Origin of the sequence: Streptomyces sp. NPDC014676 (genome assembly GCF_043084105.1) — a bacterium.
Lineage (GTDB): Bacteria > Actinomycetota > Actinomycetes > Streptomycetales > Streptomycetaceae > Streptomyces.
Genome location: NZ_JBIBZI010000027.1, coordinates 1 through 16549, shown reverse-complemented (window position 1 = coordinate 16549; position 16549 = coordinate 1). Strand labels below are relative to the sequence as shown.

Below are 16549 nucleotides of genomic sequence, written 5' to 3'. Positions count from 1 at the left end.
CCCCGAGGAGACACCCACCGTGGAACACCCCTACACGCGCCTGCCCGCCCGGTCCTTCTGGCGCACGGCCGTCGCCGAACCCGACCCCGCGGACATCGGCGAACTGTGGACACCGAAGTTCGCGATCGGCCAGGACGACCCCGTCGTCACGGCGGGTTCGTGCTTCGCCCGGCACATCGGCCCCGCCCTCCTCGCCGAGGGCATGCACTGGTACGACGCCGAACCCGCCCCGCCCGGACTGGACCGGGCCGAGCGCGAGGCACGCGGCTACGGCCGCTTCTCCTTCCGCACCGGCAACATCCACACCGCGGCCGCGCTGCGACAGTGGTTCGCCTGGTCCCTCGGCGAGGAGCAGCCTCCCCCCGAGGTCTGGCGGGACGAGGAAGGGCGCTGCCACGACCCGTACCGCCCCACCCTCGAACCCGGAGGCTTCCCCTCCCCCGAGGAGCTGCTGGCCTCCCGGGAGACCACCCTGGGCGCGGTGCGCACCGCCCTCGCCACGGCCGACGTGCTCGTCTTCACCCTCGGACTGACCGAGGCCTGGCGGGACACCGCCCACGGCACCGTCCTGCCGATGTGCCCGGGCACCGCCCGGGGCGTCTTCGACCCCGGCCGGCACGTCCTGCACAACCACACGACGGCCGAGGTCCACCACGACCTGACCCGGGCCCTCGAACTGGCCCGCTCCCTCAACCCGCGGCTGCGGACCGTCCTGACGGTCTCCCCCGTACCGCTGACGGCGACCGCCACCGGACGGCACGCCCTGGTCGCCACCACCCACTCCAAGTCCGTCCTGCGCGCGGCGGCCGGACAGCTCGCCGACGAACTCGACCACGTCGACTACTTCCCGTCGTACGAGATCGTCACCGGCTTCCCCTACCGGGGGGCCTTCTACGAACCGAACCTGCGCACCGTCAGCGCCGACGGAGTGGCCTTCGTGATGCGGCACTTCTTCGACGCCCTGCACGGCCGGACCTCCCCCGCGGAACCGGCCCGACCTTCCACCACCGTCGCCGGCGGAGAGGACCACTGGTGTGACGACGCCGTACTCGACTACTACGGCCCCGGCGCGGTTCCTCCTGCTGGGTGACTCCCACGCGGCGTGCGTCGGGCGGGCGGCCCGGGCCGCCCGCCTGCCCTTCCAGGGCGGGCCGGTGGGTTCGGGCCGGGACTTCCTCGGCCCGTTCTGCGACACCGACGGCGGCGATGTCGTCTTCCACGACCCCGAGGCACAGCGCCTGTACCGGGAGTCCCTCGACGCCCTCGGCGTCCCGGCCCTGGACCGGCTGACGGTGCCGCTCGTGTGCACCTTCGGCCTCGCCGCGCACACGGTGGCCACCCGGGAGAACTGGGCGGTCCACCGCGACCCGCGGGGCGCCTACCCGCCCGGCTTCCTGCGCGGCGACCTGTTCGCCGGCCTGGTGCGGGCCATGGCGCGCGGCGCGCTCGCGTTCTACGAGCACGCGGTCGGACTCGGCCTGCGCGTGGTCGCCCTGATGCCGCCCCAGCGTGTCCCCGGCATGTCCGACCCGCGGGTGTTCTTCGCCGCCCAGGACGTCCTGCACCGCGAACTGACCGCGCGGGGCGTCGAGACCGTCGACCTGCGCGACCGGGTCACCGACCGCTCCGGACTGCAGCGCGACGCCTTCTGCGAGGCCGACGACACCATCCACGGCAACCTCGCCTTCGGCCGCCTGCTGGTGGCCGAACTCCTCGACCGCGGACTGTGACCGTGGACCCGCACATCCCCGTCCCCCTCGCCCGTCCGTCCCAAGGAGGCCTCCATGGAGGAGTACGCACTGCAGGCCGTCGAGCGCCTGACCACCCGCCCGGCCGAGCCCTACGACACCCTCTCGGTCGACCCGATCACCCCGCTGCTGGGCGCCGAGGTGTCCGGCCTGGACCTGGCCCGGGAGCTGACACCCCAGCAGGAGAAGGAGGTCAAGCACGCGTTCCTGACCCACCACGTCCTGGTCTTCCGCGACCAGGACATCACGGCCGAACAGCACAAGCGGTTCGCCGGCCTCTTCGGGGAACTGCACCCCGTGGCACTCGCGGCCGAGGACTCCGACCCGTACATCCTGGAGATCAAGGCCACCGGTGAGTCGCGGGCGGTGGCGGGCAACGGCTGGCACGCCGACGGCACCGCCGACGCCGAGCCCTCCCTCGGCTCCATGCTGCACATCACCACGGTTCCCGCGGGCGGCAGCGGCGGCGACACCATGTTCGCCAACATGCACCTCGCCTACGAACTGCTCTCCCCGGCCATGCGGGCCTTCCTCGACGGACTGACCGCGGTCCACGACGGCGCCCTGCCCTGGACGGCCGCCGGCCAGACCCCCCCACCGGAGTACGAGGTCCCGCGCAACGAACACCCGGTCGTGCCCCGCCACCCCGACACCGGCCGCAAGCTCCTCTTCGTCAACGCCCCCTACACGTCCCACATCACCCAGCTGTCGCGGGCCGAGAGCGACGCCCTGCTGAACCTGCTGTACGCCCACATCGCCCGGACCCCCCTGCTGCACTGCCGGGTGCGCTGGCAGCCGCGGACCCTGGTCCTGTGGGACAACCGCTGTGTGCAGCACCACGCCGTCTGGGACTACTTCCCGCACACCCGCTACGGCCGCCGTGTGGCCATCGACGGCACCCGCCCGCAGGCCTGACACGCCGCGGCCCACCGCGCAGGAACGAGGCCTTTCATGGAATCGACCGACGACGACGAGGCCTTCGTGGTGGGCCTGCGGGCCCGTCCCACCGGCGGGCCGCCGGTCCCCGAGGCACTGTGGCAGCTGACGGGCGTGCTGTACGAGCAACTGCCCCCCGGCGCCCGGGAGACCTGGGCGCGCCGCATCCGGCGGGCCCTGGCCGCGGGAACGCGGCCGGCCGGTCTGCGCGTCGTTCACGTCTGGCAGGCCGGCACGGTCCTTCCCCTGCTCGCCCCGGCCTTCGCGGACGGCCGGGCGGCCGGTCTCACGGCGCTGGCGGACCTGCACCGCGCGGCCGCGGACACCAGGGTCGGACAGGAGACGTGGCGGACCGCGCTGCGGCCCGTGCTGCTGGCGACGTATCACGGCGCATACGACCGGGCGAGCGCGTACACCGAGGCACACGGCAACGCCCGCGACTACGCCCTCGCGAACGGATACTCCCCCGGGGACGCCGATGCCTACGGCCACCGGTACGCCGAGCTGAGCACCGACGCGAACGCGGACGCCTTTGCCGAGGCCCATGCCCGGGCGGTCGGTGACGCACTGGCCCGCGCGTACGCGGCGGACGACTGGCAGGCGTACGCCAGCACGTTCCCGGGCGCTCAGCTGCGGGCCGTCGTCCGGGCGGCGGCCGCACCGGTCCGCGGGGAGGACGGCACCGCTCTCCCGGACACATCCGTGCGGACATCCCTGGCGGAGGGCTTCGCGGACGCCGTCGCCGGCGCCGCGGGCCCGTTCGGTCTGTGACGCCCGCCCAACTGCGGTGACCGGGACGGTCCGTACGGACGATCATGGCGTCCAGGGGGGGGCCGGACGCGGCCGGCAGGAGGTGCCGTGCCTCCTCTTCGGGGTGGGCGGCCTTGCCGATGACCGCCGCCCGGCTCCGGTCCGTGCCCCGGGCGTCGCGGACGACCCTGCCACGCGGCGCCTGCCGGTATATCTACATACTGAGCCCGGGAGTTGGCGCAGACAGGAAGTGGGCACCGATGCAGAACCAGGACGCCGTCTCGTGGGACACCGGAGGCGAACGGCTGGTCGCCGGCCGGTACCGGCTGCTGTCCGTGCTCGGCGCAGGCGGCATGGGCACGGTGTGGCGCGCCCGCGACGAGGTGCTGCAGCGGGAGGTGGCGGTGAAGGAGGTCCGCGCCTCCGCCGGCCTGCCCGCCGAGCGCATCACCCGTATGTACGCCCGGCTGGAGCGGGAGGCGTGGGCGGCCGCGCGGGTCGACGCCCGCAGTGTGGTGACCGTGCACGACGTCGTCAGCTTCGACGGACGGCCGTGGATCGTCATGGAGTTCGTCCGCGGCCGTTCGCTGGCCGACGCGATCGGCGCGGAGGGTGCCCTGGCGCCGAAGGAGGCCGCGCGCATCGGCGTCGAAGTGCTGGCGGCGCTGCGTGCCGCACACAGCGCGGGAGTCCTGCACCGCGATGTGAAACCCGCCAACGTCCTGCTCGCCGACGACGGCCGGGTCGTCCTCACCGACTTCGGCATCGCCACCCTGGAGGGTGACACGGCGCTGACGATGACCGGCGAGGTCGTCGGCTCGCCCGAGTACCTCGCTCCGGAACGATTGTTGGGGCGGACGCCGGGTACCGCCTCGGACCTGTGGTCGCTGGGGGCGCTCCTCTACACGGCGGTGCAGGGTCGTTCGCCGTTCCGCCGGACGAGTGCGCTGGCGACGCTGCGTGCCGTCGTGGACGAGGAGATGCCGCCGCCGCACCGGGCCGGACCGCTCGCCTCGGTCATCGGGGGACTGATGCGCAAGGATCCCGAGGAGCGCATGTCGGCGCAGGAGGCCGCACACCGACTGCGCGCCGTCGCAGAGATGCCGGCCGCGGACGAGGCCGGTACCGCGACGAGCGCGTCCGCCGTCACGGCCTCGGCCACCGGAGCCGTCACCGCCGCTGTGACGGCCGCCCTGGAGCCCCCGACCGTCGACGCGCCCTCCGTCACCGGGAACACCGCCAGGACCGCGGCTGAGGGGGCCGCGGTTCCGGCCTCCTCGGCCGGGACCGTGGGCGGTGCCGGGACGAAGGAGTCGGCGGTGCCCGCACCGATGGGTGTGTTCGGCCCGCCGCTCGGCGGGCCGGAGTCCGGACCCGTGGCGAGGATCCCCTCCGCCGGCCACGGGAACCACACCGGTTCCCCCCTCGCCTCCGGGCGGCGCGGGCGCCGTACCTCCTACCTGGTGGGCGCGGCCGGCGCCGTGCTGGTCCTGCTCGGCGCGGGGTTGACCTACGGGCTCGTGGGCCGGGACAGTGACAAGGACGGGAACGGCGGAAGCGACGCGCAGCCCGTGTCGGTGACGGTGCGGGGTGGGGCGACCGCCTACGAGGGGAGCTGCCCACCGGGGGAGAGCCGGGCGCCGTGGTTCACGGCGACGTTCACGACGTCCCGGGCCCCTGTCCAGTTCTCCTATCGGTGGGTGTCGGAGAACGGGTCGGTGGTGGACCGACAGTGGCGGACGCTGTCGTTCCGGGAGGGGGAGGCGGAGACCGCCAAGAAGGAGACGGTGCGGCTGTCGGTGTACGCGCAGGAAGGGACGCTGAGCAGCACGATGGCGGTGGAGATCAAGTCGCCGTTCGACGCGAAGTCCAACTCGGTTGCCTTTTCCATGACTTGCCGGACAGGTGGTGAATGAACCCGGCACCATGTCGTTCATACTTGAACGGACTTGGTCATCCCTAAGGAGTTTCTGTGCTGTCGGTCATCGTGGGACGTACCGGCCCCTTCGCCGGTCAGAGCGTGGTCCTCGGCGACGCTCCGTTGACGTTCGGGCGCAAGAGTGACAACGACGTCGTCATCGTCAGCGTCAGCGCCTCGCGGCTGCACGCCGAGATCGTCACCGAGGACGACACCTACGTTCTCCACGACCGTGGCAGCAGGAACGGCACCTACGTCAACGAACAGCGTGTCACCCGACATGAGCTGACACCCGGCGACACCATACGCATCGGTGACGAGACCTTCCTGTTCGAGACGCAGGAGGCCGTGGAGACCGTCATGGATCTCTCCCAGCTCGCCCTCCCCCGTGCCGAAGCCGCCGACCCCGGCGTCCTGCGGGTCATGGTGACCGGCGGCGGCCCCGTCGGCCTCGCCTTCGCGCTGCTGCTGGAGAGTGCGCTGCCGGGGCGCGTCTCGGTCACCGTGTACGACGGCCGCTGGGTGCGCGACGGCGCCGACGTGGTCTGGAAGGACGAGACCCACGGCAACGTCCGCCGCCAGCAGGTCGTCACCGTCCAGAGCCGGCAGTATCTGGCACTGACCGAGGAGATGCAGTCGGCGCTCTTCGGGGAGAACCGCGAGTTCTCCGAGATGTGGCCGCTGGGACCGGACTCCGTGGACGGGCGTCCGCCCCGGAACATCCGTATCGCCTACATCGAGGACCAGTTGCTGAGGCTGGCCAACACCAAGCCCGCCATCCGGCTGGTGCCCCAGCGCTTCGACCCGGCCGAGCACGAACACCTCATCGCCCGCGACCACGTCCTGGTCATCTGCGAGGGCGGCCGCTCGCGCACCCGTGAGTACTTCGCCGACCGCTTCGGCGCCGCCGACGCCTCCATCTACTCCCTCGACGGCGAACACCTCCAGGACGTGGTGCTGGGACTGCGCGTCAAATCCCGCCTCTCCGACCCGATGAGCGTTCTGCTGACCGTGGCGCAGAACCGGTTCCTGCTCAACTCCCTGCGAGGCGAGGGCTTCCTCAACATGCGGCTCACCCGCGAGGAGGCGCGCAACGTCATCGGCATCGACCCGGTGCGGCAGGTCTTCGAGGAGTGCATAGCGGCCCGCCCCTGCGTGATGAGCCGCCACGAGGACAACGAGTTCGTCTGCCCGACCCACGGCACGCTGTTCCTGCCCGCGCTGCTGCGCGGCTCGCCGTTGTGGAAGCGGATCCAGGAGGGGCTGCGGCTGTTCGCCGTACCCGAGGACGATCTGAGCGCGATCACCTCGTTCCGGCTGGACATGGTGCAGCGCCCCCGCTTCACCGCGCAGCTCACCCGCCCGACCGCCGACCGCCCCGGGACCTACGGCTTCCTGCTCGGCGACGCGGCCAACGCCATCCACTTCTGGCCGGGCCGCGGCCTCAACAGCGGCCTCGCCTCGGCCGTCTCCCTGGCCCGGTCCCTCAGCCGCGTCTGGCGTGGCCGACCGCTGCGCGACGCGGACTTCATCCGGCACGAGGCCGCGATGTCGATGCTGCAGTACCGGCACAAGAGCCGCGCGTGGAACGCCATGGTCACCACGGACGAGCTGGGCACGACCCGGGCGATCAAGGACATCATCGAGCGCAGCACGCAGGACACGGCCGGACCGGCGGTCCCCCAACAGCAGACATCCGGGGGACCGGCGGACGCGGACCTGGAGATCCTCCTGGACCGCATGCGCTCGATCCGTGACCGCCTCGCGCCGCGCCTGCCCGGTCTGCCCGCCGACGAGGAACTGCGCGCCCACCTCTCCACCCTGGCCCCCGCGACCCTGCGCACCCTGCGGGAGAGCGGAGCGTGGGACACCCTGATCGTCGGCGGCGAGGAGGCGGACATCGACATCTTCTACCAGCAGGACGCACCGGTCTTCGTTCCCACCGCACCGCCCGCCCCGGTCCCCGACCCTCGTACCTCAGCCCTCCTCGGCCCGGCCTGACCACCGGACGCCGGGAGGGGGCCCGTCGGCACGGCGCCGTTCGTGATCAGGTCCGCCGCGCAGGGGCGGGGCGGACCCGACCGGGCAACCGGGCCGTGCCGCCAGCAGGGCCACCGACAGCAGGAGCAGGGCGGCCGGCGCGAGGGAGGCGGCACAACCGAAACGCAGCTGGAGGAAACCGCCGACCAGGGCCCCGAGGAACATGACCGTGATGGACACCGCGCGGCGTCCGGCCGCCGGCCCTGGCCGTTCGGAGGCGAGCCCGGTCAGGGTGAGCGTCAGGATGGTGGTGGTGAGGTCGGGCACGGCGAGCTTGCGCACCACCATGTTCTGCATGCCCATCCCCATGGCGAGCAGGGTGATCAGCGTGCGGGGCCCCCATCCGGCGAGGTCGGCCACGCACGCGGCGGCCACCAGCGCGGCATGCGCGCAGATCAGGGCCGGGAAGGGGGAAACGGCTCGCGGAAGCGCGCGCGGAAGCCGCCGTCCGGTGAGCGCCCCCGCGGTGAAGGCCAGCAGGGCGAGTACGGAGGACCCGGCGGACGACTGCGGATCGCCCGCCAGGGCGAAGCCGAGGAACACCACGTTGCCCGTCATGTTGGCGACGAAGATGTGCCCCAGGCCGAGGCAGCTGACGGCGTCCACGAGCCCGGTGACGAAGGTCAGCACCACCAGCAACGGCGGTAGGGGTCCGTGGTGGGCGGGGGCATCGGGCAGCAGGCGCGTGGACGCACGCGTCAGAAGTAAGTGCATGAGGCAGGTGAGGACGAAACGTCGGGGACGCGCTCCGGCATGACCGGGCACGTCCGATGGAGGACCGGCGTCCTCGTCGACGCCGGGGGACGGGAAAACAGGTGATGCGCACGGAGCGCCGCGCACCCGGTCACCCCGGCCGCGGCACCGCGCGCCCGGTTCGGCACGGCTCGTGGAGGCCCCGCGGCACATGGGCGCCGACGGCGGATCCGATGCCGTCCGGGACCGCCTTCACCCAGGACGGCCGGTCCGGTCCCCGCACATCACGCCGTAAGGGAAACGTGTGCTGTCCCCCGGACATCTGTGAACGGCACCGGGAGCACCCGCGCACAGGCCCCCCGTGCTCCCACTGTCGTCAGGTGCCGCTGCGGGATCAACGGATACACTGTGTGATCGTACACGGGCCGGAGGGCGGGGCGGCGCGTGTCATCACATCGTTCCTGTGCTGTTCATCCCGGTGGACGCGCGGCCGCGGCGTCCGGCGGGTCCGCGACGGGGACAGGAGGCGGGTCCGGCGCCGGCCGCCGTCGTCATCCGCCGGGGGACGGCTTCCCGCCCGGGACGGGCCATCCCGCACGGTGCACCCACAGGTCCGCGTGCCCCCGTCCGTCTCCGCCGGGAGCGGTGACGTCCACGGACCCTCCCATGTCCCGGTAGCCGGCGCCCGCGGCCACGGCCTGCGAGGGAAGGTTGTCCGGGAAGATCGGCAGGAGCAGCTCCGCCACCCCCAGTTCCCCGTGGCAGAAGACGGTCGCCAGCCGCAGCGCGCGCACGGCGAGCCGCCGGCCCCGGTGCGCGGCTCCCACTCCGTACCCCAGTACGCCGCGTTCGGGCCAGAGGAAGAACAGGCCCAGCGGGACGTCCGTGCCCTCGGTGATGGCGAGATGATGGTGGCCCGCCCGGCGCGCGCCGGGGAGTGCGGCGATGAAGGCGGCGGCGTCGAACGGCACGGGAAGGTTCATCGCCGCCGCGAGGGCCGGATGGCCGCTCACTCCGCGTCCGTCATGTCCGACGGATACCGGCGACCCCGGTCCGGATGGTCGGCCGCGTTGTCGTACACGTGCGCGAGGCAATCACACGATGGTGCTGCCGAGCCGAACTGGACGAGCTCGGACACATACAACAAGGACACCAGGTCCTCCCGGCACTGCTCGGTCGGATTCGCATCCCCGAGCTACCGGGAGGCCCTGTTTTCATGCGCGTACAGCGAGAAGTTCACCCAGGCGGGAAGTCCGTTCGAACCGCACGTTCCGTGATCGGTTGAGCTACGGCTCTCAGTGTTGTCGGATCGGTCCGCCGAAGAGGAACTGCTGCATGGGCGGCGACCCTCATCTGAAAACTAAATTTCACCACTGGACAGGCTTGGTGAAGAAGTTCGCGAAATCATAGCCGAAACTCGTGTCGCAGTAAGCCAGTTTCGTTTCCTCGATCGTCTTCCCGTCGAGGTCCTTAAGCGCGAGCAAAGAGGGCCCGGTGAGCTGACCCGCTTGGCTGATGTCGATGGACGCGACAGGACCATGGGCGAAGTGGGGACCTTCCGGCAGGGGCATGAGGTGTCGGTCGAACCACGAGAGAGAGTTCGAATTTTGCATCTTTATTACCCACACCGGTTCTTCGTCACTGTCCCCGAAGACGATCGACCTGGAGCCGCCCTTCTCGAGGATGCTGTTGCTCAACCGTGTGGTCTCCTCGTCCATTGAGCCTTCCCATGGACGTATCGAGTGGAACAGGTCGGGCCTCAATGCGGCACGCAGGGCCGCCAGGCGATCGGCGTTGGACGGCTCCCTCTCGGACGTCCTCGGATTTATATCCTCCACCGTGCCGGAATCCGTGATTACAGAAGAATCCGCGCCCGTCTCTGTCACAGTGAGAGGGGCCTTGATGGCCGACTCGGCTACGGGTGACTCCATGGGGGGAGCGTTCCTGGGGGCGTCCAGGAACGCGACCATCTTCAGCGCACTGGGCTGCGCGAATACCTCAGTGGCGGGGCGGGAGACGTGGTCGTCCGGGGACAGCGCCTCGGCAGAGCGCTCTCCGGTGCTCTGCGAATTCCACCCATTCGTCGTCTTCAGCCCGGAGATGGGTTCCTCTGTGACATTCTCGGAGCCCGGTGTCGCCGCCGACGGAACTCTGACCGATTCCTGTTCCCCTTCCTGCGCCTCGTGAAGTTCCTCCGCCGAGCGGCCGTTCGGCCCCAGTTCGTCATGCAGTGCCATGGCAGAGGAGGCCCCACTCGCCGTGGCCTTCGCAATCTGATCGTCTTCGTCTGACCGCTCGTTCCGAGCGCCCTCCCACGGGACTGGGCCGTCCGCGGACTGCCGCGGCTGGTCGGCCACGGCTGCTGTCTCCCCGCCGATGCCGGTACGCGAGGGCGTCGTGGACCGGCCCTGGTCGGTGGTGTGCACTACGGCGATTCGCTGGTGCTCCTCACCGTCCGGTCCGAGTGTTTCCCGAACTTGGGCAGCAACGTGGTCGGGCCCTGCTGCGAGTCGTTGGGTGACGCGGAGTACATGGGCGCGGGCTTCGTCGCTGACCCCGTTGTCGAGAAAGTGGGCCGCGCTGATGGCGGCCGCCTGCCAGGCCAGCGGCCGGTCGGCGAACGAGATCTTGTCCGCCGCTTCCTCGATGAGTATCGGCATGTGGCCGAACGCCTGAGCTGCCGCCATCTCCCCCAGCCTCAGTGCCAGGAGCAGCTCATCGCGATTCTCGCCGGAGTCCCACAGCGACTGGACATGCAGAAGACCTGCTCGATCGACGACCGTCAACCCACTTGGCTCCGACACCGCCGCACCGTGCTGACCGGAGACGGCAGTGGCACTCACGTCTGCTGCCTCCTGCCCGGTGACAGCGAGGTGTGTTTCGGTGCGGTGGCGTTCCGCACTGGCGGTGGCTACGCCGGCGTGCGGATCGTTGTAGCGGGCCGGGTTCGACAACGGATCGGTGTCCGCGAGGATCACCGACTGGGACGGCTCCCGCTCGGCGTCACTCAGGGGTGTCTCTTGACGCTCTTCGGCGACCTCGTCATGGCTCAGGTGCCGCTCGGCGGTATCGGTCTCCTGATTGCCGGGGTGTGCCTCGCGCTTGGTTTCCCGCTCCTTGGCCAGCTCCTGGTCGACCCTGTGCTGAAGGTCGGTTCCTGCGTCCAGTGCCCCGATGCGGTTGGGCGCTGTTCGGTCGGACGCGGTGTCCAGTGGCGGTTGTTCGGTGAGGGCGGTGTGGTCGCGGAGGGCGTCCAGGAGGGCGTTGTCCTGGCGGGTGACGGAGAGGGCGTTGGCGTTCAGTGGTCCGGCGGGCTCGATGAAGAGGCTGCTCAGGATCTGGTGGACCTTCGGATCGTTGGTCTCGATCCAGCCCGGCTCGTTGTTGCGGTTCTGGCCGGTGGTGGTGTCGCGGCCGATGTTGGCTCTGAACCACGCCACGACGTTTTGTGCGAAGTATTCGGCCGGGTTGGTCGAGGAGTGGTTGCCGACCAGGTTTCCGGCGGTGTTGCGCAGGGGGCCGTCCACCCATTGCTGGTCGGGGCCTGCCGCGGTGCGTGCGTCGAACTCCGCGGTCACCTTTGCCCGCTGCTTGTCGGTGAGGCCGTACGCCCAGATCATATGGGCGAGTTCGTGCAGGGCGGAGGAGTATCCCTCCGGGTGCGTCCGTCCTGCCTCTTGCGCGTCGTCGCCGAGGAGGTTCTCCTCGCTGATGGCGACGCGTTTGCGGTCGGTGTCGGTCCAGCCCCGGGCTTTGGACGGGATGTCCCGCGCGGACGCCGCGGTGCCGGTGAACTCCGTCACGTCCGCGAGCCTCTCGGTCCGCGGGATGATCACGACCCGTACACCGCTGTCGGCGACGCGCTGCGCGACGTCCTTGTTCTGCAGCAGCAGCGAGATCAGCCGTGCGGCCTCGGTACGGGACGCGACCGGCCGCTCGACGGCGTCGGGCATGATGATCAGATCACGCGCGATCCTCATCGTGCTGGAGTTGTCGTGTACTCCCGCGAAGTCGACGGACGCACCGAACCCGCTGCCATCACCCGTCAGGTGAGCCGCATCCGTCGCCGGCTCCGGCTCACTCCATGCGCCATAGGGGTAACCACTACGCGACGACGAGGAGGACGACGCGGCCCGCCCTGCCGTGTGACCGCTGCTGGAAGAGCTCGCCGGCGCCAGGTGTGCCCCGGAAGCGGGCAGTACGGTGTGACGTGTGTTCTGCTGTGTGCCACTCAGTGATGGAGCGGTGCGCGACGCTGCCCCGCCGACGGGTTGGGGAAGGCCGGCCACGCTGCGTGCGTACAGCTCTTGCGCTTTCGTCTCGACCTGGTGGTAGCGGGCGATCATCTGGTCCGTGGTGGTCCGGCCGGAACCATCGAACCCGAGAGACCGCAGTTCCAGCAGGACAAGCGGGACGGCCAGCCGGCCGTGGTTGGTGTCCAGCTCCGGGTAGGTCTTCATGGTCTGGGCGCTGGAGTTCACGACCTTGGGCGGGTTGTGCAGCAGGGCCGAGTCCAGCAGGTCGTGATGGGTGTTGCCCCACAGATCGGGGTGGGTGAAGACGTCCCAGGTGGCGGGGTTTTGACCCAAGAGGGCGGCGTTCCCGGCCACGTAGTCGGGGTGCCGGCGCTCCAAGTACACCCTCATGATCGAATCGATCATCGTGCGGTTGTCGTTCAGCATGTTCTGCACGTGCCCGGGCAACGCGGCGCGGATGCTGTGGAAGGGGTTGCGTGAGGCGGCCGCAAGCAAGTTCTTGAGCAACGACTTGCCCAGGAACGGGTACAGCACCCGGGCCGCGACGTGGGTGTGGAGCAGGGCCAGATAGCCACGAGTACTCTCGAAATCCGGACGGCCGAGGAGGTCGTCCACCGCCTTCGGCCTTCGGCCGAACAACCGCGCGGCCGCGTGGAGGCCGAAGTCCAGGCCGTCCTTGACAAGATCGCGTTGAGGGCCGGCGAAACTTTCCTGCAGGACCCATACGAGCATGTCCTGCAGGCCGGTGACCGGCACACCGACCGTGAAGTGCAGGAGGAGTCCGGACGCGTGCGGAACCGGGCCCAGGGGAGGCGCGATAGAGGCATCCCAGCCGAGCTCGGTGTACGTGAAGCCCTTGTCCACGGGGAAGATCTGCCGCATCAGGGTGGGCCCCTGCAGCGAGTCGAGCCTCCTCTGGATTTCTATGAAATTCCGGAACGTGGTGTCCGGGTCCACTCCCAGTTCCCACGGCAGTACGTGAATGGGGTCGGTGACAAATTCGGGAATCCAGAACTGGACGGGCCGGGCCTTCTTGTTGCCGGCTGCCTGCGCGAGATCCTCCGAGTGGTGGTAGGCACGGTCCTGGTCACCCAGCCAGTAGCTGTGGAGGTCGACATGGACCGTCAGACCCGCGGCGGCGAGCCTCATGATTTTCGCGCCTTGGTATTCCCCGTGCACCCGGGCCATTTTGTGGCCTTTGGGGAAGAGAATCACCCGGTGGTGGTCTTCCGCTTCGACGCCCACCGCGCCGTAGCCGTGGCCGGTGGGGGCGTCCACCAGTGCTTGGGCGGTGCTTGCGGACTGGGACTGGACGGGGAGGGCGGCGGAATCGACAGCCGTTCGCGTGCTGTCGATCACGATCATGCGGGTTCCGCGTCCGACCCGTATCCATCGCCGCGCCAGTTGTTGACCGGTGAAGACCTCCACGGTGCGGGGTGCCTGGGGGTCGATGTGTGCGATCAGCAGCTGGCCGGTGTTCGTGTCGTGGCCGATGTTCCTGTAGAGCCAGGCGTGCCCGATGTCCTTCGGGCCCTGTTCCAGGAGTACGGCTGTGCTGCCGGGGCCGGCCGTTGCCAGTGCTGCCACCAGTTGCTCCGTCGATGACACCGGCGACCATGTCCCGCCGGGAACGAGCCGTTCCTCGGGCCGGTCGGAGCCGGTGGCGGCCAGGTCGTCCTGGGTGGTGGCCGGGCGGATTCCGCGGCGGGCCGGCAGGGGATTGCCGTGTTCGTCCACCGCGGGGAAGAGCTGGTCGAGCACGGCTTCCGTGAGCGGGACGCAGTCGATCACGGTGGGGTCGGCGATGAACGCGGCCATCTCCACGTCGGCCTTCGCGGCGGCCCGCTCGATCGCGGCATCGACCGCACTCTGCAGGAACGGCACCTCGTCCGCAGCCAGGAGCTGCGAGCTCTGCGGCAGCTGATCCACTTGGCCGGTGATCGCCTGCCGTCTGAAGTGGGCGGTCAATGCAGCCAGCCGGTGCAGTGGATCGGACAGCCGCTTCACTTCTCTGGCGACACTCGGTTCCACGGCAAAACAGACCATGGAGGAATCGGGCATTCCGCATATCCTTAACGTGAAGGGGTTCAGCCGACTTGGAGGCACCCTATGTGCTTGCTGCTACCAAGAAAGACAGAGGCGGCCAGGCGGGGAGCCCAGGTGTTCGGACGCCGTCATGCCGGGCCCGCCCGTTGCGCACGGCTTCAACTCCCGGCAGGCCGGGGAGGTCTGGACTTCGCGGCTGCGCTTGGTTGGGGGGCGGTTCGCCGAACGCCGAGACCTTCGGCAACGTGCGGGCGGTTTTCGGCTCCTTCTGCGTGGACGGCTACGGCTGCGCGGCCCTGCCGGTGACGGACCGGGACGCCTGCAGAGCGCACAGCGCGTCGACCGCGCCCGCGAAAGCGTGCTCGGGTGGGGTGCGGGACTGTAAATCGTTCGGCTCTTCCAAGATTTTCGTAGGCATTGATCGTCCATGACTGTGCGTCAGTTGAGCAGGATGATGTGACGCAGGAGGCGGTGGCCGGCACGGCCATACATCAAGCGCTTGAGGAGCTTGATCTTGGTGTTGGCGCCCTCGGTGCGGCCGTTGTGGTGGGGCAGGGTGAGGGAGGCGTCGACGGCGGCTCGGTCGCGCTCCAGACCGTTCGCGAAAGAGTGGAGAAAGGGCAGGTCAGCGCTGCGGCTCCGGGCGATCCAGGCCGTCAGCTTCTCCGCGTTGCCTTCGCATGGGATGAGCAGGTCGGCAAAAGCATGGATCTGGCCGACCATTACGGCCATTTCGGGGCAAGCATGGGCGAGCTGGTCGCGCAGAGCGTGCTGGTCCTCGTCGAGGCGGTCGGGGTGGCGGGTGAGCAGGCCTGTGACCTTGCGGGGCGAAAGGGCAGCATGGTCGGCCTCGACGCGGCCCTGGTTGATGTAGCGGACCAAGAGGTTGGCGCTGCCGGTGTAGCCCTGCTCGCGGATCTCCGCCAGCAGGTGGGTGACGGGGACAGACGGGTCTTCGTCTCGTCGTTTGCGCAGGTGGTCGCGATAAGGATCGACGAGACAGGCCCGGTAGACGGGGGCGCGGACCATACGGTCCGGCTCGCTGTGGCGGGCGTAGCGCTTGACCGTGTTGAGGGAGACGCCCAGACGCCGGGCGCATGCGAGCAGGCCGACGCCCTGGTCAAGGAGGTCATGGACCTGCTGCCAGCGTTCCCGGGTGGTGGCGGCGCGTTTGCCCTCGCGCAGCGGCGGGCCGAACTTGCTCCAGCACGAGGCGTGCGCGCCGATCTCTTTCAGGGCTGTTTCGGCCAGGCCGTGCCAGAGGTGCCAGCGGTCGCCGACCTGCACGATGGTCGGGTCGGCGTCGGTGGTGGCCTGGGCGAAGGCCCCCGAGCCGTCGCGGCACACCACGCGGACGCCGGGATGCTCGCGCAGCCAGGCGGTCACGGTGGCCGCCTTCCGGTCGGGCAGCACGTCGACGCGCCGGCCGCTGTCGGCATCGATGATGAGCGTTGCGTAGCGGTGCCCCTTGAGCAGGGCGAATTCGTCGATCCCGGCCACCACGGGCGGCGGCCGGTCCGGCAGCGCGATGCGCATCAGACAGTTCAGCACCGTCGCCCAGGACAGCGTCTGGTGCAGGACCGCCAGCAGTCGGGCCCCCGCCGAACCCGCCAGCGCCACCGCGACCGCCTCGACGAGCCGCCGCAGAGCCGGGGTCCGGCGCTGATAACGCTCCGTCAGCCCGTCGACCTGCTCGACGAACGTCTTCCTTGGGCAGGCGGGGTTCTCGCAGTACAGTCGCCGTACCGACAGATCGATCACCACCGGCCGTCCGCCGACCGCCTCGTCCGCGACATGCCGAACGTACCGCGAGTGCGTCCAGTCCGACACTTGCCCGCACCCCGGGCAGGGCTGGGACACGTCATCCCTGGTGAACGCGGTGATTCTCAACATCACCGGGCTGGCATCCATACGCTCGATCCGCAACCCCACGAGCTGGGGCAGCAATTCCTCAACAGCGGCATCACACGTCAGCAGCCTGGCAGCAGCAGCCACCTCCCCGTGGGGATCACTGGAACGATCAACGCCTACGAAAATCTTGGAAGAGCCGTTCGTTTGACAGACCCTCTAACGAGTTGGTGCGTGATAGCGGGTGGGCATGCTCTGCTGGTGAAAGGCATGGTGGACCGTTCGGTTCTCACGCATCCGTTGTTCACGGGTGT

10 protein-coding genes are annotated in these 16549 nt (G+C 69.9%); 6 read left to right on the top strand and 4 right to left on the bottom strand.

From position 1 onward, the window contains the following. Positions 1 to 19: 19 nt before the first annotated feature. From ACF1DX_RS37775 to ACF1DX_RS37750, 6 genes are all read left to right on the top strand, one after another. Positions 20 to 1090, top strand: coding sequence for a GSCFA domain-containing protein (locus ACF1DX_RS37775; RefSeq protein ID WP_210977445.1), 1071 nt, complete (start codon positions 20 to 22; stop codon positions 1088 to 1090). Positions 1091 to 1154: 64 nt separating this feature from the next. Next, a complete protein-coding gene (locus ACF1DX_RS37770; RefSeq protein ID WP_210977473.1) occupies positions 1155 to 1730 on the top strand; it encodes a hypothetical protein in 576 nt (191 codons plus the stop codon). A 54-nt stretch (positions 1731 to 1784) separates the two neighbouring features. After that, positions 1785 to 2663, top strand: a complete 879-nt coding sequence (locus tag ACF1DX_RS37765; RefSeq protein WP_391795671.1) for a TauD/TfdA dioxygenase family protein — start codon at positions 1785 to 1787, stop codon at positions 2661 to 2663. 36 nt (positions 2664 to 2699) lie between these two features. Beyond that, positions 2700 to 3455 (top strand): hypothetical protein, encoded by a 756-nt coding sequence (locus ACF1DX_RS37760; protein WP_391795670.1) that lies wholly within the window; start codon positions 2700 to 2702, stop codon positions 3453 to 3455. A gap of 239 nt (positions 3456 to 3694) precedes the next feature. Continuing rightward, positions 3695 to 5350 carry a serine/threonine-protein kinase gene (locus ACF1DX_RS37755; protein ID WP_391795669.1) on the top strand — a complete coding sequence of 552 codons (1656 nt, stop codon included), beginning with the start codon at positions 3695 to 3697 and terminating at the stop codon, positions 5348 to 5350. 56 nt (positions 5351 to 5406) lie between these two features. Then, positions 5407 to 7353: an FHA domain-containing protein gene (locus ACF1DX_RS37750; protein WP_391795668.1), complete on the top strand. Its 1947-nt coding sequence runs from the start codon at positions 5407 to 5409 to the stop codon at positions 7351 to 7353. Here ACF1DX_RS37750 and ACF1DX_RS37745 read toward each other — a convergent pair. The 4 genes from ACF1DX_RS37745 to ACF1DX_RS37730 all read right to left on the bottom strand — a co-directional run bounded on the left by ACF1DX_RS37745 (position 7330) and on the right by ACF1DX_RS37730 (position 16334). Further along, positions 7330 to 8106 (bottom strand): YoaK family protein, encoded by a 777-nt coding sequence (locus ACF1DX_RS37745; protein WP_391795667.1) that lies wholly within the window; start codon positions 8104 to 8106, stop codon positions 7330 to 7332. The two genes, ACF1DX_RS37750 and ACF1DX_RS37745, sit on opposite strands and share 24 nt — an antisense overlap. 530 nt (positions 8107 to 8636) lie before the next feature. Then, positions 8637 to 9098, bottom strand: coding sequence for a GNAT family N-acetyltransferase (locus ACF1DX_RS37740; protein WP_391795666.1), 462 nt, complete (start codon positions 9096 to 9098; stop codon positions 8637 to 8639). A 354-nt stretch (positions 9099 to 9452) separates the two neighbouring features. Beyond that, positions 9453 to 14402, bottom strand: a complete 4950-nt coding sequence (locus ACF1DX_RS37735; protein ID WP_391795665.1) for a hypothetical protein — start codon at positions 14400 to 14402, stop codon at positions 9453 to 9455. A gap of 423 nt (positions 14403 to 14825) precedes the next feature. Beyond that, positions 14826 to 16334 (bottom strand): ISL3 family transposase, encoded by a 1509-nt coding sequence (locus tag ACF1DX_RS37730; protein WP_391795680.1) that lies wholly within the window; start codon positions 16332 to 16334, stop codon positions 14826 to 14828. Between the last annotated feature and the right edge of the window lie 215 nt (positions 16335 to 16549).

What these genes read in the sequence shown, in the direction of transcription:
- ACF1DX_RS37765 (WP_391795671.1), top strand. Translation starts at nt 1,785, where the DNA reads ATGGAGGAGTACGCACTGCAGGCCGTCGAGCGCCTGACCACCCGCCCG.
- ACF1DX_RS37760 (WP_391795670.1), top strand. Translation starts at nt 2,700, where the DNA reads ATGGAATCGACCGACGACGACGAGGCCTTCGTGGTGGGCCTGCGGGCC.
- ACF1DX_RS37755 (WP_391795669.1), top strand. Translation starts at nt 3,695, where the DNA reads ATGCAGAACCAGGACGCCGTCTCGTGGGACACCGGAGGCGAACGGCTG.
- ACF1DX_RS37745 (WP_391795667.1), bottom strand. Translation starts at nt 8,106, where the DNA reads ATGCACTTACTTCTGACGCGTGCGTCCACGCGCCTGCTGCCCGATGCC.
- ACF1DX_RS37735 (WP_391795665.1), bottom strand. Translation starts at nt 14,402, where the DNA reads ATGCCCGATTCCTCCATGGTCTGTTTTGCCGTGGAACCGAGTGTCGCC.